Annotated in this window: 24 protein-coding genes and 1 pseudogene; 9 read left to right on the forward strand and 16 right to left on the reverse strand. The window is 63.1% G+C overall.

Annotated elements, in window-relative coordinates:
- Window positions 1-259 precede the first annotated feature (259 nt).
- Both FJ527_RS00235 and FJ527_RS00240 read right to left on the reverse strand, forming a co-directional pair.
- Window positions 260-1,279 (reverse strand): isopenicillin N synthase family oxygenase, encoded by a 1,020-nt coding sequence (locus FJ527_RS00235; RefSeq protein WP_140821711.1) that lies wholly within the window; start codon window positions 1,277-1,279, stop codon window positions 260-262.
- Between the two features lie 254 nt (window positions 1,280-1,533).
- Entirely contained in the window at window positions 1,534-2,574 is a 1,041-nt protein-coding gene (locus FJ527_RS00240) for an ornithine cyclodeaminase (protein ID WP_140821123.1), read from the reverse strand.
- A 158-nt stretch (window positions 2,575-2,732) separates the two neighbouring features.
- On the opposite strand from FJ527_RS00240, the gene FJ527_RS00245 reads away from it, so the two are divergent.
- From FJ527_RS00245 to FJ527_RS00260, 4 genes are read left to right on the forward strand one after another with little or no spacing between them, the layout of a single operon-like run.
- A complete protein-coding gene (locus tag FJ527_RS00245) occupies window positions 2,733-3,671 on the forward strand; it encodes a MurR/RpiR family transcriptional regulator (protein ID WP_140715566.1) in 939 nt (312 codons plus the stop codon).
- A complete protein-coding gene (locus tag FJ527_RS00250; protein ID WP_015316481.1) occupies window positions 3,668-4,315 on the forward strand; it encodes an isochorismatase family cysteine hydrolase in 648 nt (215 codons plus the stop codon). The genes FJ527_RS00245 and FJ527_RS00250 overlap by 4 nt, the downstream gene beginning before the upstream one ends.
- Window positions 4,312-5,634, forward strand: a complete 1,323-nt coding sequence (locus FJ527_RS00255) for a glutamine synthetase (RefSeq protein ID WP_140821125.1) — start codon at window positions 4,312-4,314, stop codon at window positions 5,632-5,634. Before FJ527_RS00250 ends, FJ527_RS00255 begins: the two co-directional genes overlap by 4 nt.
- Window positions 5,634-6,431 (forward strand): N-formylglutamate amidohydrolase, encoded by a 798-nt coding sequence (locus FJ527_RS00260; protein ID WP_140821127.1) that lies wholly within the window; start codon window positions 5,634-5,636, stop codon window positions 6,429-6,431. Before FJ527_RS00255 ends, FJ527_RS00260 begins: the two co-directional genes overlap by 1 nt.
- A gap of 160 nt (window positions 6,432-6,591) precedes the next feature.
- On the opposite strand, the gene FJ527_RS00265 is transcribed toward FJ527_RS00260, so the two are convergent.
- Together FJ527_RS00265 and uxuA are read right to left on the reverse strand one after the other, a co-directional pair.
- Window positions 6,592-7,938, reverse strand: coding sequence for an FAD-binding oxidoreductase (locus FJ527_RS00265; RefSeq protein ID WP_140821129.1), 1,347 nt, complete (start codon window positions 7,936-7,938; stop codon window positions 6,592-6,594).
- Between the two features lie 319 nt (window positions 7,939-8,257).
- Complete coding sequence (gene uxuA, locus FJ527_RS00270) at window positions 8,258-9,442, reverse strand: mannonate dehydratase (protein ID WP_015316477.1); 1,185 nt, start codon at window positions 9,440-9,442, stop codon at window positions 8,258-8,260.
- 98 nt (window positions 9,443-9,540) lie between these two features.
- On the opposite strand from uxuA, the gene FJ527_RS00275 reads away from it, so the two are divergent.
- Both FJ527_RS00275 and FJ527_RS00280 read left to right on the forward strand, forming a co-directional pair.
- Window positions 9,541-10,326 carry an SDR family oxidoreductase gene (locus FJ527_RS00275; protein ID WP_140821131.1) on the forward strand — a complete coding sequence of 262 codons (786 nt, stop codon included), beginning with the start codon at window positions 9,541-9,543 and terminating at the stop codon, window positions 10,324-10,326.
- A gap of 123 nt (window positions 10,327-10,449) precedes the next feature.
- Entirely contained in the window at window positions 10,450-11,235 is a 786-nt protein-coding gene (locus FJ527_RS00280; RefSeq protein WP_140821132.1) for a DUF1236 domain-containing protein, read from the forward strand.
- Between the two features lie 160 nt (window positions 11,236-11,395).
- On the opposite strand, the gene FJ527_RS00285 is transcribed toward FJ527_RS00280, so the two are convergent.
- A complete protein-coding gene (locus tag FJ527_RS00285; protein ID WP_140821134.1) occupies window positions 11,396-12,007 on the reverse strand; it encodes an alpha-ketoglutarate-dependent dioxygenase AlkB in 612 nt (203 codons plus the stop codon).
- Window positions 12,008-12,174: 167 nt separating this feature from the next.
- Between FJ527_RS00285 and FJ527_RS00290 the strand changes: the two genes are divergently transcribed.
- Window positions 12,175-12,612 carry a GFA family protein gene (locus tag FJ527_RS00290; protein WP_015316473.1) on the forward strand — a complete coding sequence of 146 codons (438 nt, stop codon included), beginning with the start codon at window positions 12,175-12,177 and terminating at the stop codon, window positions 12,610-12,612.
- A gap of 70 nt (window positions 12,613-12,682) precedes the next feature.
- Window positions 12,683-12,883, forward strand: coding sequence for a KTSC domain-containing protein (locus FJ527_RS00295; protein ID WP_015316472.1), 201 nt, complete (start codon window positions 12,683-12,685; stop codon window positions 12,881-12,883).
- Window positions 12,884-12,894: 11 nt separating this feature from the next.
- On the opposite strand, the gene FJ527_RS00300 is transcribed toward FJ527_RS00295, so the two are convergent.
- The 9 genes from FJ527_RS00300 to cyoA all read right to left on the reverse strand — a co-directional run bounded on the left by FJ527_RS00300 (window position 12,895) and on the right by cyoA (window position 21,944).
- Complete coding sequence (locus FJ527_RS00300) at window positions 12,895-14,157, reverse strand: DUF763 domain-containing protein (protein WP_140821136.1); 1,263 nt, start codon at window positions 14,155-14,157, stop codon at window positions 12,895-12,897.
- Between the two features lie 78 nt (window positions 14,158-14,235).
- The gene (locus FJ527_RS00305) at window positions 14,236-14,844 is read right to left on the reverse strand and encodes an isochorismatase family cysteine hydrolase (RefSeq protein WP_015316470.1); all 609 of its coding nucleotides are present in this window, start codon (window positions 14,842-14,844) and stop codon (window positions 14,236-14,238) included.
- Window positions 14,845-15,073: 229 nt separating this feature from the next.
- The gene (locus tag FJ527_RS00310; RefSeq protein WP_181166251.1) at window positions 15,074-15,610 is read right to left on the reverse strand and encodes a response regulator transcription factor; all 537 of its coding nucleotides are present in this window, start codon (window positions 15,608-15,610) and stop codon (window positions 15,074-15,076) included.
- Entirely contained in the window at window positions 15,600-16,952 is a 1,353-nt protein-coding gene (locus FJ527_RS00315; protein ID WP_140821138.1) for an ATP-binding protein, read from the reverse strand. Before FJ527_RS00315 ends, FJ527_RS00310 begins: the two co-directional genes overlap by 11 nt.
- Complete coding sequence (locus FJ527_RS00320; protein WP_140821140.1) at window positions 16,949-17,755, reverse strand: SURF1 family protein; 807 nt, start codon at window positions 17,753-17,755, stop codon at window positions 16,949-16,951. Before FJ527_RS00320 ends, FJ527_RS00315 begins: the two co-directional genes overlap by 4 nt.
- A complete protein-coding gene (cyoD, locus tag FJ527_RS00325; RefSeq protein WP_140821142.1) occupies window positions 17,752-18,129 on the reverse strand; it encodes a cytochrome o ubiquinol oxidase subunit IV in 378 nt (125 codons plus the stop codon). The genes FJ527_RS00320 and cyoD overlap by 4 nt, the downstream gene beginning before the upstream one ends.
- Window positions 18,126-18,758: a cytochrome o ubiquinol oxidase subunit III gene (cyoC, locus tag FJ527_RS00330; RefSeq protein ID WP_210241241.1), complete on the reverse strand. Its 633-nt coding sequence runs from the start codon at window positions 18,756-18,758 to the stop codon at window positions 18,126-18,128. Before cyoC ends, cyoD begins: the two co-directional genes overlap by 4 nt.
- Window positions 18,755-20,752: a cytochrome o ubiquinol oxidase subunit I gene (gene cyoB, locus FJ527_RS00335; protein ID WP_140821146.1), complete on the reverse strand. Its 1,998-nt coding sequence runs from the start codon at window positions 20,750-20,752 to the stop codon at window positions 18,755-18,757. The genes cyoC and cyoB overlap by 4 nt, the downstream gene beginning before the upstream one ends.
- 10 nt (window positions 20,753-20,762) lie before the next feature.
- Complete coding sequence (gene cyoA / locus FJ527_RS00340; RefSeq protein ID WP_140821148.1) at window positions 20,763-21,944, reverse strand: ubiquinol oxidase subunit II; 1,182 nt, start codon at window positions 21,942-21,944, stop codon at window positions 20,763-20,765.
- Between the two features lie 206 nt (window positions 21,945-22,150).
- Between cyoA and FJ527_RS00345 the strand changes: the two genes are divergently transcribed.
- The gene (locus tag FJ527_RS00345; protein WP_140715589.1) at window positions 22,151-23,473 is read left to right on the forward strand and encodes an MFS transporter; all 1,323 of its coding nucleotides are present in this window, start codon (window positions 22,151-22,153) and stop codon (window positions 23,471-23,473) included.
- A gap of 56 nt (window positions 23,474-23,529) precedes the next feature.
- Here the strand turns inward: FJ527_RS00345 and FJ527_RS29780 are convergent.
- Window positions 23,530-23,622, reverse strand: a pseudogene (locus tag FJ527_RS29780) (SDR family NAD(P)-dependent oxidoreductase); the annotation flags it as partial.
- Between the two features lie 171 nt (window positions 23,623-23,793).
- Window positions 23,794-25,863 carry an FAD-dependent oxidoreductase gene (locus FJ527_RS00355; protein WP_140790268.1) on the reverse strand — a complete coding sequence of 690 codons (2,070 nt, stop codon included), beginning with the start codon at window positions 25,861-25,863 and terminating at the stop codon, window positions 23,794-23,796.
- Window positions 25,864-25,895: the final 32 nt, after the last annotated feature.

Consider the following 25,895-nt stretch of genomic DNA (forward strand, 5'->3'; position numbering starts at 1 on the left):
GCAACGGTCGGCGCGTGTTGAACTCTGCCGGATCGGCGCCGCACCGGCAACACGCAGGGCGAAAAGAAAAATGGCCGGGCGCGAAACGGCCCGGCCAAAAAAAGAAGGTCATAACCTTCAGAGGGGAACACCGCTCAGTGAAATGGGAGGAAAACACCGAACGGTTGTTCCTTTTTGAGCCGATTCCCCGAGGGATACGACGAATGATTTTCTAAGAATCGGTCCGAACGGCAAAATCCCGTTCTTTCTTGTCCAAGATTCAGCCGGCCCGGCTTTCCGGTTCGAGCAGATCCGCATAGTGGCGCCGAGCGACGTCGGGATGCGAGCGCAGCCGGCTTTTCAGCACATTGGTTCCGACATCACGAAACAGCGGATTGTCCGGATCGCTGGCCGGCCCGCGCGCCTGCGCCGCCAGATCCTCGGAAAGGCTAAGCAGCGGTATCGTCGCATTGAGCCTGGCGCTGAAGAAGAACGGCACCGAAATGCGTTCAATGCCGGCCGCCGGCGTCACGACACGATGCACGGTCGCCCGCAAATAGCCGTTTGAGGCCAGTTCGAGCAATTCGCCGATGTTGACGACGAGCGTACCGGGAATGGGGTCCACATCCACCCAGCTTCCGTCATAGTCGACCTGCAACCCCTTATTGTCATCCTGAAGCAACAGCGTCAGGAAACCGCCATCCTTGTGCGCGCCGACACCCTGGTCATCGCCGGTCGCCTCTCGGCCGGGATAGCGCACGATTTTCATGCGGTGGTTTGGCTGCTCGCGGTAGATCGGGTCGAAAGCGTCCTCGGCTTGATCGAGCGACAGCGCGAAGGCTTTTAACAGCCTGATGGCCACTGCTGTTGCCTTGGCCTGCCATGCCAGCAGGGCGGGTTTGAGTTCCGGCAACGCAGCGGGCCACTGGTTCGGCCCCTGCAGCCGGGTCCAGGCGGGAATTCCTGGCCCTTGCGCTATGGGCTGACGCTCGACGCCGATGTCGAGCTGTTCGCGCCAATCGGCCTTGCCCTTGGTCAGCTCGCCGCCGGCGCGGGTATAGCCACGGAACTGCGGGGATTCCACCATTTCGATCGCGAGCTTGTCGGCCTCGGCCAAGGCAAAGAAGCGGCGCGACGCGGTGAGCACTTCACTGATTTCCGCCCACGAAATGCCATGTCCGGCCAGGTAGAAAAAGCCGATGTCGCGCGACGCGGAACGCAGATCCGCCAGAAATGTCCGGCGTTCCGACGCGCCTTGTTCAAAGCGGCTCAAGTCGAGCACGGGTACTATTCTGGGCATATCAGGCTCCTTTCCCGGCTTTGTGCGGATGTTATCGTCCGCAAACCAGGACTGTTGGACAGGCGTGCACTTTTCGGCGGTCACACCCGCCGGCAATGCCTGCAAGTCTCATTGACTCCAGATTGCCAAGAAAGAAACGATCGGCCCTTCGAGGCCGCCGCGATGAACAATTTTTTGCGCGCGCGCCGGCAAGCTGACAATGACCGCGATCATTCGCGCAGATACGGACCGCCAGCAGGCGCGCGACCTCCACGCTATTGGGCTGCTCTGAGCAGCATGCCGAACAGGTCGCGTGGCTCGTCGGGGTCGGCGAGCATATCGAGCTCCTGGTACAGGCCGGTCGACCTCAGTTGATCCCTGACATAGCGCAACGCCGAAAAGTCCTCGATAGCGAAACCCACCGAATCGAACAGCGTGATCTGGCCGGCGTCGCGCCGGCCCTCAACGGCGCCGGTGACCACCTGCCACAGCTCAGTCACCCGATGATCCGGCGCGAGCTGCTGGATCTCGCCTTCGATGCGGGTCTGCGGCGGGTATTCGACGAAAATGTCGGAGCGCAGCAGGATGTCGCGGTGCAGTTCGGTCTTGCCGGGGCAGTCGCCGCCAACGGCGTTGATATGTACGCCCGAGCCGATCATGTTGTCGGTCAGGATGGTGGCGTACTGCTTGTCGGCGGTGACGGTGGTGATGATGTCCGCACCCTCAACCGCTTCCTGCGCGCTCGTGCAGGCCGTCATGTCGAAGCCGAGGCCGGCGAGATTGCGAATGCATTTCTGTGTTGCCGAACGGTCGATATCGTAAAGCCGCAGCCTGTCGACGCCGAGCAGTGCCTTGAAGGCCAGCGCCTGGAACTCAGCCTGGGCGCCGTTGCCTATCAGCGCCATGCAGCGGGACTCGGCCGGCGCCAAGTGCTTCGCGGCAAGGGCCGACATGGCCGCCGTGCGCAGTGCGGTCAGAATGGTCATCTCGGACAGCAACACGGGATAGCCGTTGTGGACGTCGGCCAGCATGCCGAAGGCAGTCACGGTCTGGCGGCCCTCGCGCATGTTCTTGGGATGACCATTGACATATTTGAAACCATAGACCTCGCCGTCGCTGGTCGGCATCAACTCGATAACGCCCTCGGCGCTGTGCGAAGCGACGCGCGGGGTCTTGTCGAACAGCTCCCAGCGGCGGAAGTCGTCCTCGATATAGCCGGCGAGCTCAACCAGGAACCGCTCGACGCCGATCCTGAGCACGAGCTTCATCATATTGTCGACGCTGACGAACGGCACGATGTTGAGATTGGGTATCATTTGTTCCTTGCCGGTACACCAGTCAGCCCTGGCGATGCGGGTTGTAAACCTTCATCATCGTCGGCAGTCTCGGAAAGTATGTCAATACCTCTTCATTATTGACCATAATTAAAATATCTGAAATAGACTCGACACAGCATATATTTCAGGGGAGGCCTATGGCGATACGCGATGTTCTGATGCGCGGGGATCTGGCGCTGACGCCGTCGGAAGAGAAGATCGTCAGGCTGCTGCTGACGGACTATCCGACCTCGGGCCTCGGTACCGCATCGTCGCTTGCGCGACGCGCCGGCGTCAGCGATCCCACCGTTGTCCGGCTGGTCGTCAAGCTCGGCTATGAAGGGTTCCCGGACTTTCAGGCAAAGCTGCTCGCCGAGGTCGAGGCCAGGCTGCATTCGCCGCTGTTGATGATGGAGACCAAGCGGCAAAGCGGTTCCAGCGACAGCGCGGTGCTTGCCTATCTCGATTCCGTTACCACGGCCCTGCAGAAAGCCACCGCGGCGACACCGGTCCAGACCTACGAGCGTGCCGCCCGCCTTTTGATGGAGGCCAAGGGCGAAATCTTGCTGGTCGGCGGCCGGTTCAGCCGCCACATCGCCGGGATGCTGGCTGGATATCTCGTGCAGTTCCGCACCGGGGTCCGCGATCTCGGCGTGCTCTCTCCGCAGTCGTTCGACACGCTGGCCGACCTCGGTCGTCGCGACGTGCTCGTCGTCTTCGACTATCGCCGCTACCAGTTCGACGTGATGGCCTATGCGCGCCAAGCCGCCGCGCTCGATGTACGCATTCTTCTGTTCACCGACCAATGGCTGTCGCCGATATCGGACCTTGCCGAAGTCACGATCGTCAGCCCGCTCGAAGTCGCCTCGCCCTATGACACGCTGGCGCCGGCGATCGCACAGATGGAGGCGCTGACGGCCCAGATCGTTTCGACGCTGGGCGACGACGCTCGGGCTCGCATCGAGAGGATCGAGAAAGTGCGGCACGCCAATGCGGTGACGCTCGACAGCGATGCGGAAGGGAGCGGCATGCGCAAGACATCAGGACCGCGCAAGATACCTGGACCCAAAGCAGCAAAGCAGGACGAGAAGGCATGACCCAAGCCCTACCCAAGCGAGACGAAGCTTTTCGTACCGGCGAGACAGCGCTGCTGCTGGTCGACATGCAACGCATCTGGTTGGAGCCGGGTGCCGATCCTTCGCATCCAGAACGCGGACCCGATCATTATTTCTACCGGCAGACATGCTCGCAGACGATCCCCAACCAGGAGCGCCTGCTGGCGGCGGCGAGGGCCAATGGCGTCGAAGTGCTGCACACCATCATCCAGAGCCTGACCGAAGACGGCCGCGACCGCTCGCTCGACCACAAGCTGACACCGATCCATGTTGCGCCCAGCCTCCCCGAAGGCCTGCCAGTGCCATCGCTGGGGCCGGTCGGCGACGAGATCATGCTGCCGAAAACCTCGTCGGGCATCTTCAACTCGACCAATGTCGACTACCTGCTGAAAAACCTTGGCATCCGCTATCTCGTCGTGGTCGGCGTGCTGACCGACCAGTGCGTCGACATGACAGTGCGCGACGGCGCCGACCGCGGCTATCTCGTCACCTGCGTATCGGATGCCTGCGCCACCATTACCCAGGAGCGCCACGACATCGCGCTGAAGGCCTTTGGCGGCTATTGCTGGGTCACGGACACCGACACCGTCGTCGACCGCTTCAACGCTCTGGGAAAAAAGGCATGACATCTGCCGTCGAGCCTCTCGTCGCCGTCGTCACCACGGATCTCTCCGCCATTACGCGGGGCCGCTTCGTGGTCGAAAGCAGATTGCAAAAGACCGCCGCGACAGGGATCGGCTGGCTGCAGGCCAATCTGTCAATGACGCCGTTCAATTCGATAGTCGATCCCAATCCCTGGGGTTCGTCCGGTGACCTTCGGCTGATCCCGGATCTCAAGGCGCGCTTCCGCACCGAGCGGACGGGATCGGCGACGCCCTTCGACATGGTGGCCGGCGACATCGTCGAGCTCGATGGCAGCCCGTGGCTTGGCTGCACGCGGACCATGCTCCGGGATGCGCTGGCGGAATTGAAGGCGGCCACCGGCCTTTCCGTCATCGCCGCCTTCGAGCACGAATTCCACGTTGCCGGCGGCAGCTTCGCGCCGGCACATTCGATGTCCTTTGCCGCCCTGCGCCGCACCGACCCGTTCGCCCCCAATCTGATGGCGGCACTCGAAGAGGCAGGTGTCGGCCCCGAAGTGGTCATCGCCGAATTCGGCAGTGAGCAATTCGAAGTGACGCACGAGCCGGCCGATGCGCTCACGGCAGCAGATCGCGCCGTCGCCATCCGCGAAATCACGCGCGAAGTGGCACGCAATGCCGGCTGGCGCGCGAGCTTCGCGCCCAAGGTCGCCCCGGATGCCGTCGGCAACGGCGTGCACATCCATTTCAGCTTCGTCGACGAAGCCGGAAAGCCGGCAACTTACGATCCGGCGCGTCCCGGAGGCCTGTCCGCCAAGGCTGGCGCCTTCTGCGCCGGCGTGCTGCGCCATCTGCCTGCGATGACCGCCATGACGGCGTCGAGCGTGTCGTCCTTCTATCGCCTTAAGCCGCACAGCTGGAGTTCGTCCTACACCTGGCTCGCCGATCGCGACCGCGAGGCGTCGCTCCGCATCTGTCCGACGGTGACGATCGGCGGACGCGACCCGGCACGGCAGTATAATGTCGAGTACCGGGCGGCCGACGCCACCGGCAATCCCTATCTGTCGCTGGCGGCGATCATCCGCGCCGGGCTGGAGGGGCTGAAGGCGGACTTGCCATCACCGCCGCTGGTCACTGGCGACCCGACGCTGATGAGCGAGACGGAACGGGCGGAACTCGGTCTGGTGCGGCTTCCCGAGACCTTGCCGGCGGCACTGGATGCGCTCCTGGCCGACAAGACCGTTACGGGATGGTTCGCCCCGATCTTCATCGAGACCTTCGTCGGGTTGAAGCAGCATGAAGCCGAGCGCCTGGCAGGCCTTGATCCGGCTGCCATCTGCGATCTCTACCGGACGCTTTATTGATGACTGCGCAGGCCGAAAAAAGCTCGCGCCCCCAAGAAGATTGGCCCGAAGCCGTCGAGGTGCTCAACGAGCATGGCCGTTGCGAGATCGTGCTGCTGTGCGAGCATGCGTCCAACCATATGCCGGCGGAGTACCGCCGGCTCGGGCTCGATGCCAGTCATCTGCAGCGCCACATCGCATGGGACATCGGCGCCGCGGAGGTGACGCGCCTGTTATCGGCACGGCTTGATGCAGCGGCCTTTCTCAGCGGCTATTCCCGACTGCTGATCGATCTCAACCGGCCACTGGGCAGCCTGGGCAGCATTCCGGTGCTGTCGGAAGACACTGACATTCCCGGCAATGCCGGCGTCGACGGAGCGGAACGAGACCGGCGCGCGGAAATCATGTTTTCGCCGTTCCATGAGCGGGTGGCCGCGCACCTCGATCGCCGTGTGGCCGAGGGCCGGCCGACGCGGATCGTGACGATCCATTCCTTCACACCGGTGTTCCTGGGTGTCGCCAGGCCTTGGCATGCGGGTGTGCTGCATGGTCATGCAGCCGATCTCGCCGCGGCGATCCTTTCGGGCCTGCGCACCGACGCGGCACTCGATGTCGCGGCCAACGTACCCTATGTGATCAGCCGCGATGCCGACTACGCCGTACCCATCCATGGCGATGATCGCGGCATCCCCGCCGTGCTTGTCGAGATCAGGCAGGACTTGTTGTCGACACGGTCGGGCATCGAGGAATGGGCGGACCGGCTGGCGGCGGCGCTGCCCGTGCACGAGACGGAGGCATCTCAGCCGGTGCGGACGTGACGCCGCGACCATCGCGCAGGTCGGCAAGCCGCGCTTCTCGCCATCAGCGCGGCGCTCGCATGATGGGGATGGTCCGATCCGAATGTACAACTTCCCGAAAGCTCACAATCAGGTCGCCCGACCTGACCTGCCGCCCCAACCGGCGTCAGGGCAATTTCGCCTAAAGCGATGGTCCCATCCGGATAGGGCTGCCGTCGCTGAACCGGGATTGACGGAACCTGTGAAGGTTGTGCCCAGTCTCGTTGCCCTGGATCAAGTCGGACAGGACGCGGCCCATGCCGGGCCCTATGCCGAAGCCATGGCCGCTCATCCCGGTGGCGATGACGAGGCCATCGACCGTTGCGGCGCGATCGACCACAGGCACGACATCCGGCATCGAATCGATCATGCCGGCCCAGCTTGCCCTGAGCGGCACCGCCTCGAATTGCGGAAAAAGCGCCTTGAACCCATGATCGATGGCGCGAAGGGCCCTGGGTTCCGGGGCAGGATTGAGAACGCGCATGCGTTCGAACGGGCTTTCCTTGTCGGCATCCCATTTGCGCGGGGTGGACCAGCTGTCCGGATATGCACGCGGCGCCGCCGGCAGGTAGCGCGTGCCGAAAGGATTTGCCTTCAGGGCAGGCAGGTATTTCGGTGCGTGACGCAGTGCATCCGGCCCGACATAGAGCAGGTGGCTGCCTCCCGCCGCGAGCGTGTACCCGCCGTCCTTTCTACGCCGGAAGGCGATGCGTTCGTCCGCGGCAGCGCCGGCATGGATTTCCGGCATAGGCGCGGTCGCAGCGACGGTCGTGCGGACACTGAGCTGCGGGATCGAGACGCCATGCGCGCGTAGGAACAGCGACGTCCAGGCACCGCTGGCGACAAGCACGTTCGAGGTGGCGATGCGGCCTCGCTCAGTCCAGACACCGCTGATACGCCCTGCGGAGATGTCGAGCATGCGTGCCGCACAGTTCTCGATGATTGTGACACCCTGGCGAGCGGCCAGGCGGGCAAGCGCCGGCACGGCGACCCAGGGCTCGGCACGCATGTCCGACGGCGTGGTCATGGCGCCCTTGAAGGGGCGTGACATGGCCGGGATCAGCTTGGCGGTCTCGCCCCGGTCGAGGAGGCGCGTGTCGACGCCATGGGCCTCGGCGATCTTCAGGAACTTGGCGAAACCGGCCATCTCCTTGTCGGTCCGCGCAAGATAGGTCACGCCCGTCTGCGTCAAGCCTATGTCCTCGCCGCACTCCTCGGCCAGTTGGCGCCAGAGACGCTGCGCTTCGATGACGATGGGCAATTCGTCCGCGTCGCGGCCCTGCTGGCGAATCCAGCCCCAGTTGCGCGAGGACTGCTCCGCGGCGATGCGTCCCTTCTCCAGCAAGGTCACCGGTATGTTGCGACGGGCCAGGAACAAGGCCGCGGTCACGCCGATGATGCCACCGCCGACAATGACCACATCCGACGTCTTCGGCAGCGGCGCCTGGAACTGGATCGGACTGGCTTCGGTGAAAGGGAAGATCGTCAAAGGACTGTCCTTTTCTCATAAGCGTGCCCCGCGCCGATGGCTGGTCCCAGTGGCGCGAAAGTCGCCCGCTTTCGTCGGACACTGGCCAAGCGTGAAGTGCGCCGACGAGCACTACACGACCGGCCTCGAAAATTTGCGTGCCAGCTCGATGAAATTGTTGACCACCCGTCGAGGCCGCTTCTCGTCGCAGGGCAGCCCTGGCTTCATCGACAATCGGGTGGCTAGGGCACGCGAATGCCGGACGAAGCGAAGCGCTCGCTCAGACCTGTCGCGACATTCCGGCGAAAGATCGCAAACGATAGCTTGCCGCCCGATGACTTCAGGCCAGCCCGAACCGCTCCACCGCACGCATGATGCCGCGCAGTTCCGCGAGGCCTTTCAGCCGGCCGATGAGCGAATAGCCGGGGTTGATCTTCTTCTTGCCGATGTCGTCGGCAAGCAGATGGCCATGATCGGGCCGCATCGGAATTTGCCAGTCGGCTCGGCCTTCTCCGCGACGGCGCTTCTCTTCCTGCATCAAAGCGAGGATGACATGCGCCATGTCCGTGCCGCCCTCGAGATGCTCGGCCTCGTAGAACGAACCGTCCTCCTCGATGGTGATGTTGCGCAGATGGACGAAATGGATGCGGTCGGCGAATTCCTTGACCATGGCGACAATGTCGTTGTCGGCGCGCGTACCGTAGGAGCCGGTGCAGAACGTCAAACCATTGGCCGGGCTGTCGACCGTCTCGAGGATGAAACGCGCATCCTCGGCCGTCGAAACGACGCGCGGCAGGCCATAAAGCGAGAAGGGCGGATCGTCCGGGTGGATGCACATACGCACACCCGCTTCTTCGGCCGCCGGGATGATCTCGCGCAGGAACCAGGCAAGATTGTCGCGCAGTTCCTTAGGCCCAATCGCGTCGTATTCCGCCAGCGCCTCGCGGAAACTGTCCCTGTTATAGCTACGCTCCGTAGCCGGCAGGCCGGCGATCAGATTGCGCTCGATCTGGCCGATCTGCTCCGGTGTCAGCGCCTTCAGGCGCTCCTCGGCCTGGGCAATACGTGACGGCGTATAGCTTGCCGCGCCGTTCTTGCGCTGCAAGACAAAGAGATCATAGGCAGCGAAGTCGATGGCGTCGAAGCGCAAGGCATAACCGGTCGTCGGCAGCCGGTAGGCCAGGTCGGTGCGAGTCCAGTCGACCACAGGCATGAAATTATAGCAGATCGTCTGGATTCCGGCCTTCGCGAGCGCGCGGATGCTGTCGCGATAATAGCCGGCATAGCGCTCGCGCTCCGGCGCGCCGATCTTGAAGGAATTGTGAACCGGAATGCTCTCGACGACCGACCAGGTCAACCCAGCCGCCTCGATGATGCGCTTGCGTTCGAGCACATCGGCCTCAGGCCAGGCCCTGCCATCATAGATATGGTGAAGCGCTGAAACCACGCCGGTGGCGCCAGCCTGTTTGACATGTTCAAGCGTCACCGGATCATCGGGACCGTACCAACGCCAACACTGTTCCATTGCCACTTCCTTTCTGCGAGAGACCGGCAACCTATTGTTTGACCACGATGAGTGTCAAACTAAGAGCCGGTTTCGATAGCAATGAAGGAGCTTCCGCAATGAAGGATTTTGACGGCAAGGTGGCATTGGTGACAGGAACGACCGGTATCGGCCTGGCAGCCGCCAAACGCCTGGCGGCTGGGGGCGCCGCGATCGTCGCCTGCGGGATCGACAGCGCGGCCAACGCCGCCATGCAGGAAAGCCTCGCCAAGTCCGGAGCCGATGCGCTGGTGCAAACGGTTGACGTCTCCGTTTCCGAGCAGGTTCGCGACGCGGTCGTGGCCGGCGTGGCGAAATTCGGCGGCATAGACGTCATCGTCAATTCGGCGGCGGTGCATCCCTACGGAACGGCGACGACAACCGACTGGGAAACGTGGAACCGGGCTATGACGATCAATGTCGGCTCGATCTATCTGACCGCCCATTTCGGCATCCCGGAAATGATCAAGCGTGGCGGCGGCGCCATCGTCAACGTCGCTTCGGTGCAGGGCTTCGCCTGCCAGCAGAACGTTGCCGCCTATGCCACGACCAAGGGCGCCATTCATACGCTGACGCGTTCGCTGGCACTCGACTATGCCGCGTCCGGCATAAGGGTCAATTCGGTCAGCCCGGGCTCGATCCGCACACCGATCCTCGAAAAGGCCGCGCGTGGCGACGGCGGCAGCGATGCCGACGTGGAAGAGGCCTACAGGCGCTTCGGCGCGGCCCATCCGCTCGGCCGCATCGGCGAACCGGAGGAAGTGGCGGAACTCATCGCTTTCCTGTGCTCGTCGAAGGCCGGCTTCTGCACAGGCGCCGACTACAAGATAGATGGCGGCCTCACCGCCGGCATCGGCGTGAAGTAAGACCGTTAAGATCGATCTCGGGACCCAATCGGGAGTGGTGCATTAACGCAGCCAGTTCGGAACAATCTTTTTTGGCCGAAGTTTTACTCCTTGAAGGGACGAACTCTCCGAAGGAGATTTCCTATGAAACATGTTCTCATTACCAGCATGCTGGCGATCGGGCTAGGCTGCGGGACGGCGATGGCTCAGACGCAGCAGCCCGCCGATAGCCAATCAGGAGCGGACACAAATTGCGCTTCCGGCACGACCAACTGCCAGAAGGGCTCGAAGATGAAGGAGCAGGCACAGGGCACCAAGTCCCAGACTGATCAGCAGGTTCAGGACAAGACCAAGGCCAAGACAGAGGAGCAGGCCCAGGGCAAGGCCAAGGCCAAGACGGACGAGCAGGCCCAGGGCAAGGCCGGCACCACCACGGACCAGCAGGCCCAGGGCAAGACGAAGGTCCAGACCGACCAGCAGGCACAGGGTAAGGCCGGCACCACAACGGATCAGCAGGCTCAGGACAAGACAAAGGTCCAGACCGATCAGCAGGCACAGGGCAAGGCCGGCACCACCACCGATCAGCAGGCTCAGGACAAGACAAAGGTCCAGACCGATCAGCAGGCCCAAGGCAAGGCCTCCACGCAGGACAAGACCTCGACCGCTTCCATCAACAATGTGACGGTTGAACAGAAGACCCAGATCACTCATGTGATCAGGGAAACCAAGGTCGAGCCGGTCACGAACGTCGACTTCGACGTCTCCGTCGGCATCGAAGTTCCGCGGCACAAGGTCAGGCTGCATCGCTTGCCGGCTCGCATCGTGAAGATCGTTCCGGCCTACGAGGCGTACGAGTATTTCGTTCTCGCCGACGGCCGGATCGTCATCGTCGATCCGGATACATACAAAATCGTGCTGGTGCTGACCTAGCGCAATTCCAGGCAAAAGTGCGTAGCGGTTTTCCGTTCGGAATTGCGTAAAAACAAAGAGTTAGAGCACAGGATCGTTCAACCCGCCCCGCTGCACGCGGGTCGGGTTGAGCACTATGGCGAGATGATGCGGAACTTCCCGTGCAAACCTCTGCGCATGCTCAGGGATTGCGAGGCCGCAATGTCCTCAAGGTAATCGAGTAGCGGTGCTCGGCAAGCGGCGGGATGCTGTGCTCCCATTGCGACCGCGACGGCCCCGTCATGAGATAGGCCGATCTCGGCTCGACAGCGATGGTCCGACGCTCCCATTTAGACCCATTCTTGCGCCGAAGGCGAAAATCGCAGGGCGCCAGCAGCGAAACGCCCGCGACATCCTCGAAATGCGGCTTGTCGCGGTGCCAGCCGATACCGGCGCCGGGCCGGTACTCGTTGATCAAGACCTGCGCGAAGGTTTCGGCCGGCCGGCGCGCAAAAGCCGCGACCTTTTCGCGCAAGGGCAGCAGAAAATCAGGTATCGGCGGTGCCTCGACCACCTCGCGCCGGTCATAATCGTAGCGAAGGCCAAAACCGACGACACGCCGGTTTGCCAGATGGCCATGGAAGTCGAAGGCCTTGAAGGGCAGTGCCTCTAGATGATGGACGAGTTCGATTTCGTCCTGTGGCGTGATCAGTCCGGTCTGGTAGGCGAAACCCTCCGGCAGATCATCCTGAGCGGCACCGAAGAGATCGTGCTGGGCCACACGGCCGGCTGTTTTCCGTTTGAGCGGCGACATTTTGCCTAGATGGTGAAGGCCGGACCACAAGGCAATATGGGAACCGCGCTTGCCTGCCGCTGGATACGTCCAAAACCGGCGCAACGGAACCGCGAGAGGAGCGTGAAAGTTTAGCAACGGCGGTTCCGTCGGGGGCCGCCGGACACCTTCTAGTCTTGGAGTGCCGGATGCCGCGCGTTGAAACCGGGGCCTGCTTTTGCGGGGCGATCGCCGCCACCATGGACGGTGAGCCTTTCTGGATATGCTACGATCACGATGACGATTGCCGACGGGCCATCGGCAGTCCACTCACCGTCTGGGTCGGGTATCGGCCGAGCCAATTCAATCTTTTGAGGGGGGCGCCAAAGGCCTTTTCCAAGACGCCGGGTGTTATCCGCACTTTCTGTCCCGACTGCGGGAGTTCGATAGGCTATAGCGACGAAGGGCTGCCGGACGAGCTTTATCTGACGATCGGATTCTTCGACAAACCCGAAGGGCTGCGGCCACAGGCCCATGCCTATTGGGACCTCAGGCTGCCTTGGGTCGACTTTGCGGACAAGCTGCCGCGCATCGATCGATATTCGAGGAAACGCGATGCGAAGTTCGGCAACCCAAGCGACAGGTAGCAATGTCGGATGGCGGCACGGAACCGCACCACGCCTGGCGGGTTATTTGGCTGAGCCGTCAGGTGCCAGCATGCCATCGACCGTCATTCGAAACACGCAATACGATCCCGCGACCAGGATCCTCTCGGTCTGGTTCGTGCCGCACGGCAACCGCTATGACTATGAGGACGTCGCCCCGGCTACCTATGCGGCGTTCATGCGCGCTCCTTCGAAAGGCCGCTTCTTCAATAAATTCATCAAGGACCACCACAGGTACCGGCGCGTGGCGTGATGCCCGGCCCGTCACGCCTTCCTGTTCTCGTCGGCGCTCAACTCATCCGGCGCCGGTTCCCAACCAAAGACACTGCGGCCGCCAAGCAGATGCGACTGGTCGAATTCGCCGGCGACAATTTCCTTGAGGCTGGGACCCGTGACGTATCGCTCGACCTGCCGCGACTGATGGTCGAGCCGCCTCAGGGCGCCGATTTCCTCTTCGCGACCGAGCCTGGCCTTTTGCACGGCGGACTTCAGCACGCCGATCGTCTCGTCATAGACCTTGAGCGGTACAGGGAAAGGATGCCTGTCCTTGCCGCCATGCGCCAGCGAAAAACGACCCGGGTCCGAAAATCGGCAAGGCGCGCCATGCACCACTTCGGCAACGAGAGCGAGTGCCCTCACCGTGCGGGCGCCTACGCCCGGAACCAGGAGAAGCTCGGCAAAATCGGCTGGACCTCGCTCGGCGGCGGCGGCCATGTTGCCATGAAGGCGATGCATCACGACGTCGCTTTCGCGGACGTCGTGATGAGCCGGCATGATCAAATGCGGCAGCAGGGGCTGTACCGGAGCCGGTGCCGTACCGGGCTCCAGCGCGGCGAACTCCCGAAGGATGCGGTCCGGCCCAAGATCCTGGAGGAGATCAAGCTGTCCCTGGCGCGAGGCTTCGGCGCGGCGGTCGGTCAGGTTGACGATCTCGCCCTGGTTGGCGCCTTCGATGGCAGCATGCGGCTGGTCGACAAAGCTATTCAAACCTTCGGACAGCCAATGGTAGCGGCGCGCCACCTTGCTGTCGCCGTTCATGCCTTGCTGCACCACCACCCAGTCGCCGTCGTCGGTGACGATGAAGCCATGCAGATAGAGGTCGAACCCGTCCTGAACGGCGGCGCTGTCCACCTTGGCGACAAGCCGGCTGGCGGTCGCAAGGCGGGCTCCGTCGAAGCCGATGCGCTCACCAATGGCGGCAAGCTCGTGGGGGGTTTTGCGCGAATGCGCTCCACGGCCGCCGCAGACGTGGATACCGAGTTCGCCCGACAGCGGCGTGAGGCCGCGTTTCAAGGCGCCGACGACGCTGGTGGTGATGCCGGACGAATGCCAATCCATGCCCATGACCGCGCCGAAGGACTGGAACCAGAACGGATGCGCCAGACGCCGCAGCAATTCGTTGCGGCCATAGTGATGGATGATCGCCTCGCACATGACGGCACCGAGACGCGTCATGCGGTCGCCCAGCCATTTCGGCACGCGTCCACCGTGAAGGGGAAGATCAGCACTGCCCGATCGTTGCGCCACGTTTGCCTGCTCCAATGTCCGCGATTGGGACAGATAAGCACTACAGACCCCGCAGGGAAGGCTGACGCTACACTGGCGTCAAGTCCAGTTCGAGAGAACCGTTTCCATCTCGACTGTCTCGACCTGCTGCGCGAAGCGCTGGTGATAGACGGTAAGCAGCGCGTCATGCGTTGCGTCGGAAGAGCTGCACAATGCGTCGGTGACGAGCACCACGCGATAGCCGAAATCGATGGCGCCGAGCACGGTGGCTAGGACGCATACATCGGTTTCGCCTCCCGTGACGACCAGCGTGTCGATCTCGCGTTCCATCAGAAAGGCCCTGAGGCGCCCTTCGAACCAGGGGGAATAGATGTGCTTGTCGATGACTGCCGCCGGCGGACAGTAAGCGGCGAGCGCCGGCAACAGTTCGATCATCTCCGGCCCGATATTGTCGATCGCCATCGAGGCCCAGCGCTCATAATAGCGTTTCCATGTACCAGCGCCTTGCCCCGGCCTTTGCGCAGGCAGGAAGCGCGTGAAGACCGTCTGTTCCGCACGCCTTTCGACCAGCCTCTCAATTTGAGGCAGGACACGGGTTATCCAGGGCGTCGCCCAAGGTGACGGTTCGGCAAACAGCTTCTGCATATCCACACAGACATGCATGCACCGGTCGCCCAATGGGCCATAAGCCAAGCCTGGCATCGACATCAACGCATCTCCGACCGGCGGTGCGTTCTCATGACTTCCGGCACTGCCATCCGGATACGCAACGCCGCATGCGGGAACTCGTTCCTGAGCCGCCGGCAGGAACCGACGCGGGTGGCCAGCGTCTCCGCCGCGGTGAACGGAGGCGCTCGCATAAAACTGTCGGAGCTGTGGGGCGGTCCTCTTTTAAGGCTGTGCCGAGAGCGGCACCGCGGCTCGCCGGACCTTCCCGCTATCTCACCACACGCTTCTCGAGCTTGCGGGCCAGAGTGCGCCGGTGCAGGCCAAGCCGGCGCGCCGTCTCGGAGATGTTGAAGCCGGTTTCGACCAGGGTTTCGTGGATGCGCTCCCACTCCAGGTTCTTGATCGAGGTGGGCCGGCTGGAAAGCGGTACGGAAACGTCGCCCTCGGCACGGCCGAAGGCGGCTTCGATGTCATCGGTATTGGCGGGTTTGGCCAGGTAATGGCTGGCGCCGAGCTTGATCGCCTCGACCGCTGTGGCGATGCTGGCAAACCCTGTCAGCACGACGATCCTGATCGACGCATCGCGGGCGCTGAGCAGCTTGACGCACTCCAGCCCGGAACCTCCGGCTCCAAGCTTGAGATCGACCACGGCATAAGCCGGAACGGCTTTTTCGAGGGCGTCGAGCAAGGCTTCCCTGTCGTGGCAGACCATGACGTCGTACTCGCGCTTTTCGAAGGAGCGCTTCAGCGTCTTGGCAAAGGTCGCGTCGTCCTCGACGATAAAGAGGGATCGATCAGGCCTCATGATCATCTCCATCGGTCAGCGCCGCGAGCGGCAGCGAAAGCGTAACACAGGCGCCCTGCTCCATGTTGCGCGCGGAAAAATCACCTCCCAGTTTCCGGACCACGTTCACGACAAGGAAAAGACCAAGACCGCCCCCTGGCCGTCCCTTGCTCGACATATAGGGCTGGCCAAGCGCCGCCAGAATAGTCTCGTCGAAACCCGGCCCACGATCGCTTACGGCAATCACCAGTTTGTCGCCCTGCCGCTCGGCGGTGACGCCGACCCAAGCCTGCGACGCTTCCTGGGCGTTGTCGAACACGTTGAAGATGACCTGCTTCAACGCCGTGTCGGACACGATCTGCTCGTCCGGGTCGAAATCGTTCGTGTATTCCAGCTTGAATGGCTGGCGACTGATGCGCCATTCCTCGACTAGATCGTCGAGGAAACCGCGAATGGTGGTGCGTATCGTTCCCTCGCCCCTGGCCTGGCCGGAAGACATCAGAATGCCGGACACGATGCGCTTGCAGCGCTCGATCTGCGCCCGCATTTCGGCCATGTCGGCCGCCAGTTCGCGGTTGCGTGCAAGGGTGCGCATCTGGCGCCAGTCGGACAGGATGACGGATATCGTGGCAAGCGGCGTACCCAGTTCGTGCGCGGCGCCGGAGGCCAGCAGGCCCATGCGCACGATGTGGTCCTCCTCGGCCGAGCGCTGGCGCAGGTCGGCGAGATAGGCATCACGTTCGCGCAGGTTGCGGTCGATGCGCGTCATGAAGATCACGATCAGGCCGGCGGCCAGCACGAAGCAGATGAACATGCCCCTGATATGCAGGGACAGGAGATCGCTGCCGCCATGATGCGGGATGGCGATCGGCTGGAAAAGGAAGATGAGGAAGACGAAGCAGGCCGACGCGGCCGCCACCAGGATCCAGGTAAACCTTGGGGTCAGCAGTGCCGCGCCGAGCGTGATCTGCAGAAGGTAGAGCGATACGAACGGATTGGACGCGCCGCCGCTCAGGTAAAGCTGCGTCGTCAGTGCCGCCATGTCGAAGATGAGCGCGACGAAGAGCTGGGTGTTGGTGATCGGCCTGATACCGCGCAGGACCAGCAGGCTGAAGATGTTGAGGCCAACCAGGAAAAGCACCACGCCGGCCATCTTCGCCAGCGGCAGCGGGATCTCGAACCAGTATTGCGTCGCCAGAATGGTGAGCACCTGACCCGCCACCGCCAGCCAACGCAGTTGGATGAGCAGGAACAAGTTCTTCCTGTTCGTTGCTTCGGGATTTGGTACCGCGCCATTGTTGGCGGCAAGGGACGCCGTCACCAGCGATTTGTCGCGGCGGAGCGCTTGCGTGGGAACGCTCATCTTGCTGGTCCTTGCCGCTGGGGGCGGCCGGTCATCGGCCTGGCCAAGGCGAGGGCAAGCATCGCAGCGAGCGTGAACCAGGTCAAAGCATAGATGAGGTGGCTGTTGCGGAAAGTCACGACGGTCAGCCCGCCGCGTGGCCAGCCGTCGATGCCGGATGCCTCAGCATCGACAAAATAGGGTGCGACATCCGTCAGGCCGCGCGCGGTTGCGATGGCAGCGACATCCCGCGAATACCAGCGATTGCCCGTGGTGTCATTCTTGCGCAGGAAGCCACCGCCTGGCTCGCTCATGCGCAACAGTCCATCGATGATGGCCGGCGCGGTTGAGCCGCCGCTCTCTTGTCCGAACTCGGCCTTGCGCTCCGGGGGAATGAAGCCGCGATTGACCAGCACGACGAAACCACTGTCGGTCCGCATCGGCGTCAGCACCCAATAGCCGCCGCCAAGCTCCGTCACCGCCTGGACCAGCGTGTTGGCGCCGCCCAGGAAGCGTCCGGCCAATCGCACATGGCTGTATTCGTAGCGGGCCGCGGTGATGCCGTTCCAGCTCTCCGGGCCAGGCGCTTCGAAAACCGGGGCATGAATGCGTTGGTCGACACGGGCGATCAGGTCGAGCTTCCAGGCCCGCCTCTCCAGCTGCCATATGCCGAGCCCGACAAACACCAAAACGCCGAGGAGCCCGAGCAGCACAAGGACAAGGCGCGATGCGGACGACCGGCCGGCGCCCTCTTGCGACGCGGGCCGCGGACCGATGCCCGTCGCCTCGGCGTTGGTTCTCCCAGAGCCCGCAACCGGGCTCATGACATCTCGCGCATGTCGTGCAGCCCCGGCATCATGTTGGCGTTGAGATGATACATCACCCAGAGCGAGCCGGTCAGTACGATCACGACCAGGATCAGCGTGAAGATCAGCGCCAGCATCGACCATCCGCCTTCCGAGGTGGTGTTCATATGCAGGAAGAAGACCATGTGGACGACGATCTGCGCGACCGCGAAGGCCATGATGACGATGGCCCTCGCCTGCTTGTCGTCGATGGCGCCGCTCATGACCAGCCAGAACGGGATGGCGGTCAGGATCACCGACAGGATGAAGCCGGTCAGATAGCTCCGGAACGATCCGTGTGCTGCTCCACCATGGGCGTGGCCGTGACCCTCGGCATGATCATGAGCGCTCATCGCAACATTCCCATCAGATAGACGAAGGTGAAGACGCCGATCCAGACGACGTCAAGGAAATGCCAGAACATCGAGAGGCACATCAGCCGGCGGCGGTTCGCCTCGACGAGGCCAAATCGTGCGACCTGGGTCATCAGTGTCACCAGCCAGACGATGCCGAAGGTGACATGCAGGCCGTGCGTACCGACCAGGGTGAAGAAAGACGACAGGAAGGCGCTGCGCTGCGGTGTCGCGCCTTCATGGATCATGTGCGAGAATTCGTAGAGCTCGATCGACAGGAACGCCAGGCCGAACAGGCCGGTGACGGCGAGCCAGGCTTGCGTCGCCCCCACGCGACCCCTGTCCATGGTCAGCATGGCGAAGCCATAGGTGATCGAGGAGAAGAGCAGCATGGCGGTGTTGACCGCCACCAGATCGAGGTCGAACAGGTCCTTGGGTGCCGGCCCGGCCGCGTAGTTGCCGCCAAGCACGCCATAGGCGGCGAACAGCATCGCGAAGATCAGGCAGTCGCTCATGAGATAGAGCCAGAAGCCGAGCATGGTGGAGCCGCCTTCGGCGTGCGCATGCTCCTCTTCCAGGTGAAACACCGGTTCGGTGCCGGCCATGATTGCTGTCGATGCCATGCTCAAACCCCAGCCCCGAGGAGCGTCGTCCTCGCCTCTTCCGTCCGAGTGACTTCGGCTGCCGGAATGTGGAAGTCGCGGTGATAGTTGAAGGTGTGGCCGATCGCGGTGGCGATGAGGCAAACGAAGCTCAGCGCCGCCAGCCACCAGATGTACCAGATCAGGGCGAAGCCGAGCGCGACGCTGAAGGCGGCCAGGATGACACCGGTGCCGGTATTGCTGGGCATGTGGATCGGCTTGAAGCCGGCGAGCGGCCTGGTGTAGCCGGCCTGCTTCATGTCAAACCAGGCATCGTTGTCGCGAATGACAGGTGTGAAGGCGAAATTGTAGGCAGGTGGCGGCGAGGAGGTCGACCATTCGAGCGTGCGGCCGTCCCATGGATCGCCGGTCGGATCGGCAAGCGCCTCGCGCCTGCGGATGGAGACGAAGATCTGGATCAGGAAGGCGGCGATGCCGCAGGCGATCAGCACCGCGCCAAAGGCGGCGATGACGAACCATATCTGCAGGGAGGGATCATCGAACACGCGCATGCGGCGTGTCACGCCCATCAGGCCGAGCACGTAGAGCGGCATGAAGGCGAACCAGAAGCCGACCACCCAGCACCAGAACGATACCTTGCCCCAGAACGGGTCGAGCTTGAATCCGAAGGCCTTGGGCCACCAGTAGGCAATGCCGGCGAACAGCCCGAACAGCACGCCGCCGATGATGACGTTATGGAAGTGCGCGATCAGGAACAGGCTGTTGTGCAGCACGAAATCCGCCGGCGGCACGGCAAGCAGCACGCCGGTCATGCCGCCGACGGTGAAGGTGAGCATGAAGGCCACCGTCCACATCATCGGCAATTCGAAGCGGATGCGGCCCCGGTACATTGTGAACAGCCAGTTGAAGATCTTCGCTCCCGTCGGGATCGAGATGATCATCGTCGTAATGCCGAAGAAGGAATTGACGCTGGCGCCGGAGCCCATGGTGAAGAAGTGGTGCAGCCAGACGAGATAGGACAGGATGGTGATGACCACTGTGGCGTAGACCATCGAGGTGTAGCCGAACAGGCGCTTGCCGGAGAAGGTCGAGGTGACCTCGGAGAAGACGCCGAACAGCGGCAGGATGAGGATGTAGACTTCCGGGTGACCCCATATCCAGATGAGGTTGACATACATCATCGGATTGCCGCCGAAGTCATTGGTGAAGAAGTTGGTGCCGACATAGCGGTCGAGCGCCAGCAGCGAGAGCACCGCCGTCAGCACCGGGAAGGAGGCGACGATCAGCACGTTGGTGCAGAGCGACGTCCAGGTGAAGACGGGCATGCGCATCATCGTCATGCCGGGCGCGCGCATCTTGATGATGGTGCAGATCAGGTTGATGCCCGACAGCGTCGTGCCGACACCCGCCACCTGCAGCGCCCAGATATAATAGTCGACGCCGACGTCGGGACTGTAGCCGATGCCGGAAAGCGGCGGATAGGCGAGCCAGCCGGTGCGGGCGAATTCGCCGACGAACAGCGAGGCCATGACGAGGATGGCGCCGCCGACCGTCATCCAGAAGGAGAAATTGTTGAGGAACGGAAAGGAGACGTCGCGGGCGCCGATCTGCAGCGGCACGACGAAATTCATCAGCCCGGTGACGAAGGGCATCGCCACGAAGAAGATCATGATGACGCCATGGGCGGTGAAGATCTGGTCGTAGTGATGTGAGTTCAGGTAGCCCTCGGAGCCATTGAAGGCGATGGCCTGCTGGAGGCGCATCATGATGGCGTCCGAGAAGCCGCGCAGCAGCATGACCAGCCCCAGCACCATGTACATGATGCCGATCTTCTTGTGGTCGACGCTGGTGAACCATTCACGCCACAGGTAGCCCCACAGCTTGAAATAGGTGATGACGCCGAGAAGCGCGATGCCGCCGAGCGCCACCGCGGCGAAGGTGGCGACAACGATCGGCTCATGCAGCGGCAGCGAGTCCCAGTTGAGGCGGCCGAAAATGAATTTGGTCAGCGTATCGGGCATCGCAAGTCTCTCACAATTCGCGCCGCAGCAGGCCGAGGGCCGGCGTGTCGGCCTCCGCGCTGCGGCTGTCTGTCCGGGGCCGGAGCAGTCCCGCCCCGCGCAGCGGGGACAGGTTCTTCGCCGGCCAATAGGTCGGCCGGGCATCGCGCGACGCGCGCGAGACGGCAGCGGCCTCCTCCGCCGTGCAGATGCTGGCGACATAGGAGGGTTCGTTTCCGAACACCGCGCCGCGCCACGCGAGCTTGTCATATTGCAGCGGCAAGGTGTTGCGCACACCCGCAAGGCCGAGACCGCCCTTGGCGTCGATGGACATCATCTCGTTCATGCACATCTTGCCGCGCTCGACGCACAGATTGAGGATGGCACCATAGAGGTCGGGATCGACGGAGGCGTAGTGGCGGACGGGTTCGTTCTCGCTCGGCTTTTCGAGTTCGAGATAACTGTCGCGGTTGAGAGCCGCGGATGCGGTCCTGGCCTGTGCCACCCACTGGCTGAAGGCATCATCGGATAGGCCGTGGAAGGCAAAGCGCATGCCCGAAAAGCCGGCGCCGCTATAATTGGCGGAGAAACCGCTATAGGTGCCCGGCCGGTTGATGACGGCGTGCAGCTTCGTCTCCATGCCCGGCATGGCATAGATCTGCCCGGCGAGGGCTGGAATGTAGAAGGAATTCATCACCGCCGAGGAGGTGATGCGGAAGTCGATCGGCTGGTTGACCGGCGCCGCCAGCTCGTTGACGGCAGCGATGCCGTAATCGGGATAGATGAACAGCCATTTCCAGTCGAGCGCCACGACCTCGACCCTGAGCGGCTTGTTCAACTGGGTGACGGGCTGGCCGGGTTCGATCCTGTCGATCCGGCGGTACGGGTCGAGCAAATGCGTGCCGAGCCAGGTCAGTGCGCCAAGGCATATGATGATGAGAAGCGGTGCTGCCCAGATCACCAGTTCCAGTTTCGTCGAATGATCCCAATCCGGTGCATAGGTCGCCGAGGCATTGGAGTGCCGGTAGCGCCAGGCGAAAAAGACAGTCAGCGCCATGACCGGCACGATGATGATCAGCATCAGCAAGGTCGAGACCACCAGCAGGTCGCGCTGCTGGGCCGCGACATCGCCTGCCGGCGCGAGCACGACCATATCGCAGCCGCTCAACAGCCCGGTCAGGGGAAACAGAAGCAAGGCCCCAAATCGTTTCATCAGATGCTGCCCTCGATGGACCGCCGCAACGTGGAGGGATGTTGCGGTGCGGTATCAACAAAGGGCTACTGCCGGCGGCGGCGCGCTGACATTGGACAATTTGTCCAATGCCCAGCCGGGGTGGGTCTGGCACAGTGTGCAGCGCACAATGGAATCCCTATGATTGGGTCCCAGATATTTCATTCCACGCGGTGGCGACGGACAAGATGGCTCAGACTTCGACTGCCGAAACAAACAGCGGGCTGATCGGCTCGGACCACGGCCAGGTCAGCGCGGGCGATATCGCGGTCGGCGTGATCGTGGGCAGGACGTCGGAATTCTTCGACTTCTTCGTCTATGCGATCGCGTCCGTCATCGTGTTCCCAAAGCTGGTGTTTCCGACGCACGACCCGCTCGTCGGAACGCTCTACTCCTTCGCCATTTTCGCACTGGCCTTCATCGCCCGTCCGTTCGGCTCCGTTCTGTTCATGGCCGTCGATCGCGCCTATGGCCGCGGGGCGAAATTGACGATCGCGCTGTTCCTGCTCGGCACCTCGACCGTCGCCATCGCGTTCCTTCCCGCCTATGGCGATATCGGCGCGCTTGCGATCTGGCTTCTGGCGCTGGCCCGCATCGGGCAAGGCGTGGCGCTCGGCGGAACCTGGGACGGACTTCCCTCGCTGCTGGCGCTGAACGCGCCTCAGAACCGGCGCGGCTTCTACGCCATGATCCCGCAACTCGGCGCGCCGATCGGCCTCATCGTGGCGAGTTCCCTCTTCGCTTTCTTCGTCGCCAACCTGTCGGCCGACGACTTCCTTGCCTGGGGCTGGCGATATCCTTTCTTCGTCGCCTTCGCCATCAATGTCGTGGCCCTGTTTGCCAGGCTGCGCATTGTGGTGACGCCCGAATTTTCAAGATTGTACGAGAGCGGCGACCTGCAGCCGACGCGCATCAGGGATACGATCAGGGCCGAAGGCCGCAACGTCGTCATCGGCGCCTTCGCGCCGCTGGCGAGTTTCGCCCTGTTCCACATGGTGACGGTGTTTCCGCTCTCCTGGGTGTTCCTGTTCACCAATGAGGGGCCGGCGCGCTTCCTGACGATCGAGGCGGTGAGCGCTCTGTTCGGTATCGCGGCTATCGTCGCATCGGGGCCACTGGCCGATCGTGTCGGACGCCGTGCGCTGCTCGGCGGTTCGGCGATCGCCATCGCGACGTTCAGCGGCTTTGCCCCGCAGCTTCTGGATGGCGGCACCGTTGGGGAGGCCCTGTTCATGGTGCTGGGCTTCATCCTGCTGGGGCTGAGTTTCGGGCAATCGTCGGGCGTCGTCGCATCGAGCTTTTCGCGGCACTATCGCTATACCGGCTCGGCGATAACCTCGGATCTTGCATGGATGTTCGGCGCCGGCTTCGCGCCGCTCGCAGCCCTGCTTTTGGCCGGCAATTTCGGCCTCATCGCGGCGGGCGCCTACCTGCTCTCGGGCGCGGCCTGCACCTTGCTTGCCTTGTGGATCGACGGGCGGCGTTCGGTCGCGGACCGTCCGACCGACTGAACTCTATAAATGGCCGGAAGGGTCAGCGAGCGTCGCCGGAGCCGCTGCCCTCCCGGTCAGCGGAGCATCGAGCCGCCATCCCCGTCGAGCGCGGCGCCGTAGACGAAGCTCGTGGCGTCGGAGCAGAGGAACAGGATCGCTGCGGCAAGGTAAGGCTCGCCGAATACACCGGCGCCGTCACGCTCCTCCATGTCGAGATGGACAGTGGCCAGACCTGCCGCCCGAAACCGGCGCCGAGGTCGGCCTGCGGGCCGAACCCGGGCATCTGCACTTCTTCGACCAGGAAGGGCGGGCGATCTGATCTGCCGCGCCCCGGCGTTCTATTCCGCCGCCAGTGCGGCGACTTCCCGCCGAAATGGCAATGCGTCGCCGATGTCAGGTTCGTCCAGCTCCCGGGCGAAGCGATGGCCGGCATAGGTTGCCCAGGCGATCGGCCCCGGTGCTTCGGCGTCGCCAATGACCTTGACCGAACGGATGCCGTTGTCGCCCCACTCGTTTTCCCGCGCCTTGAGCTCGCGCCAAACGGCGTCGTCCTGATTGCGTGACGTGACCAGGACGACGGCATCGGCCGCCAGATCCTGTTTAGCGCCGGTGTAGACGCAGGCCGTCACGACGCCACCTGAAGCGACACTCGTGACGGTCCTGTTGAGGACGATATCGACGCCGAGTTCAGCCAGGCGGCGGTGAATGGCCCCTTGCTCCAGCGTGTTGCGGGTCCAGTCCGAGACATAAGCCGATGGCGTCACCAGGGTCACCTTCGTTCCCCGAAGCGCCATCAGCTCGGCGAGAACGCCGCCCATGTAATAGTGGTCGTCGTCGAACAGCACGACCTTGCCGGCCGGAACCTTGCCGGCCATCAGATCGTCGGGTGAGTAGACCGGCATCGCGGCGTCGATCGGCATCGGCACGACATGGGCACGCGCGACGCCGTCGCGGCGCCAGGTCGATCCGGTGGCAATGGCGACGTTCTGGAAGCCGAACGAGAGGATGTCACCGGCCGACAGCCGGCTTTCGAAATAGATGTCGACATTGGGCATCTGGCTGAGCTGATACTGCCGATAGTCGCGCACCCTGCCCCAGGCCGACAGGCCTGGAAGTTTGCTTTCGCGCGCCACGCGTCCGCCAAGCTCAGTGCCCGCTTCCGCGATGGCCACTTTATAGCCGCGCAGGCCGAGCGCACGCGCGGCCTCCAGTCCGGCAGGCCCGGCGCCGACGATCAGGACGCTGTCGCTGTCGCCTTTCGCCTGCATGCGCTCAGGATGCCAGCCTTTGCGCCATTCCTCCATGAAGGTCGGGTTCTGCGTGCAGCGTGAGATCGACATGGTCATGTCGCCGGTGATGCAGATGTTGCAGCCAATGCATTCGCGGATGTCCTCGATGCGGCCCTCCTCGACCTTCCTCGGCAGGAAGGGATCGGCGATCGACGGGCGCGCGCAGCCGATGAAGTCGAGCGTGCCCGACCGGATCATCCTGACCATCACGTCGGGCGAGGTGAAGCGGCCGACGCCGACGACCGGCTTCGAGGTCAGCTTCTTGATGCCCGACACCAGGCTTTCCTGCGCCGCCTCGTCCTTGAAGCGTGACGGACCCGAGCAATCCTCCCAAGCGCCGTGCGCGAGATCCCAAAGATCGGGCAGTTCGGCATGCATCTCGATCATGTCGCGGACTTCCGAATTGGCGAAGCCGAGTTCACCGATCATCTCGTCCAGCGACAGCCTGAGCGTCAGGCCGCACGTGTCGCCAATCGCGTCGCGCCCTTCCTCGATCAGCTCGCGCATCAGCCGCGAACGGTTTTCCAGCGAGCCGCCATATTCGTCACCGCGCTGGTTGGTGGCCGTCGATAGGAAATGCTGGATGATGCCGAAGCCATGCGCGCCATAGAGGCAGACAAGGTCGAAACCCGCCTGCTTGGCGCGTTTGAAGGCATTGCGGTGCCAGCGGCGCAGGTCGCGTATGTCCTCTCTGTCCATGGCGCGCGCCTGCACCGGATCATTGGTGAAGGTGCGGATCGGCAAGGCCGACGGCCCGCGCGGCACCTCCTTGGTGTAGAGGTTGGGACCGTTGATCCCGGAATAGGCGAGCTGGATGCCAGCCAGCGCCCCGTGCTCGTGCATGGCCTCGGCCATCTTGGCCAAAGCCGGAATGTCGGCGTCATCCCATAGCCGCAGTTCGATGAAGGGCGTGATCTCGGAGGTATGGTGCATCTCCGTCTGCTCGGTGAAGATCACGCCCCAGCCGCCTTCCGACTTGATGCGGCGCATCTCTGCCGCCGCCGATGGATCGCGATAGCCACCGCCATTGCAGTGCGGAACCTGATAGAAGCGGTTCTTGGCCGTCACCGGACCTATCTTCATCGGCTCGAACAGGATGTCGTAGCGTGGGTCGCGCATGTAGCTTCCTCCCTGCCGGCTCGGCACCGCCG

The sequence above is a fragment of the Mesorhizobium sp. B2-4-18 genome (assembly GCF_006441385.1).
Taxonomy (GTDB): domain Bacteria; phylum Pseudomonadota; class Alphaproteobacteria; order Rhizobiales; family Rhizobiaceae; genus Mesorhizobium; species Mesorhizobium australicum.

Coding starts and splice junctions, on each gene's coding strand:
- FJ527_RS00310 (WP_181166251.1), bottom strand. CDS start 15,610: ATGAGGCCTGATCGATCCCTCTTTATCGTCGAGGACGACGCGACCTTT.
- FJ527_RS00290 (WP_015316473.1), top strand. CDS start 12,175: ATGCCGCGCGTTGAAACCGGGGCCTGCTTTTGCGGGGCGATCGCCGCC.
- FJ527_RS00280 (WP_140821132.1), top strand. CDS start 10,450: ATGAAACATGTTCTCATTACCAGCATGCTGGCGATCGGGCTAGGCTGC.
- FJ527_RS00355 (WP_140790268.1), bottom strand. CDS start 25,863: ATGCGCGACCCACGCTACGACATCCTGTTCGAGCCGATGAAGATAGGT.
- cyoD (WP_140821142.1), bottom strand. CDS start 18,129: ATGAGCGCTCATGATCATGCCGAGGGTCACGGCCACGCCCATGGTGGA.
- uxuA (WP_015316477.1), bottom strand. CDS start 9,442: ATGGAACAGTGTTGGCGTTGGTACGGTCCCGATGATCCGGTGACGCTT.
- cyoB (WP_140821146.1), bottom strand. CDS start 20,752: ATGCCCGATACGCTGACCAAATTCATTTTCGGCCGCCTCAACTGGGAC.
- FJ527_RS00245 (WP_140715566.1), top strand. CDS start 2,733: ATGGCGATACGCGATGTTCTGATGCGCGGGGATCTGGCGCTGACGCCG.
- FJ527_RS00345 (WP_140715589.1), top strand. CDS start 22,151: ATGGCTCAGACTTCGACTGCCGAAACAAACAGCGGGCTGATCGGCTCG.
- FJ527_RS00315 (WP_140821138.1), bottom strand. CDS start 16,952: ATGAGCGTTCCCACGCAAGCGCTCCGCCGCGACAAATCGCTGGTGACG.
- FJ527_RS00285 (WP_140821134.1), bottom strand. CDS start 12,007: ATGTCGCCGCTCAAACGGAAAACAGCCGGCCGTGTGGCCCAGCACGAT.
- FJ527_RS00320 (WP_140821140.1), bottom strand. CDS start 17,755: ATGAGCCCGGTTGCGGGCTCTGGGAGAACCAACGCCGAGGCGACGGGC.
- FJ527_RS00250 (WP_015316481.1), top strand. CDS start 3,668: ATGACCCAAGCCCTACCCAAGCGAGACGAAGCTTTTCGTACCGGCGAG.
- FJ527_RS00255 (WP_140821125.1), top strand. CDS start 4,312: ATGACATCTGCCGTCGAGCCTCTCGTCGCCGTCGTCACCACGGATCTC.
- FJ527_RS00260 (WP_140821127.1), top strand. CDS start 5,634: ATGACTGCGCAGGCCGAAAAAAGCTCGCGCCCCCAAGAAGATTGGCCC.
- FJ527_RS00275 (WP_140821131.1), top strand. CDS start 9,541: ATGAAGGATTTTGACGGCAAGGTGGCATTGGTGACAGGAACGACCGGT.
- cyoA (WP_140821148.1), bottom strand. CDS start 21,944: ATGAAACGATTTGGGGCCTTGCTTCTGTTTCCCCTGACCGGGCTGTTG.
- FJ527_RS00240 (WP_140821123.1), bottom strand. CDS start 2,574: ATGATACCCAATCTCAACATCGTGCCGTTCGTCAGCGTCGACAATATG.
- FJ527_RS00235 (WP_140821711.1), bottom strand. CDS start 1,279: ATGCCCAGAATAGTACCCGTGCTCGACTTGAGCCGCTTTGAACAAGGC.
- FJ527_RS00305 (WP_015316470.1), bottom strand. CDS start 14,844: ATGTCGATGCCAGGCTTGGCTTATGGCCCATTGGGCGACCGGTGCATG.
- FJ527_RS00295 (WP_015316472.1), top strand. CDS start 12,683: ATGCCATCGACCGTCATTCGAAACACGCAATACGATCCCGCGACCAGG.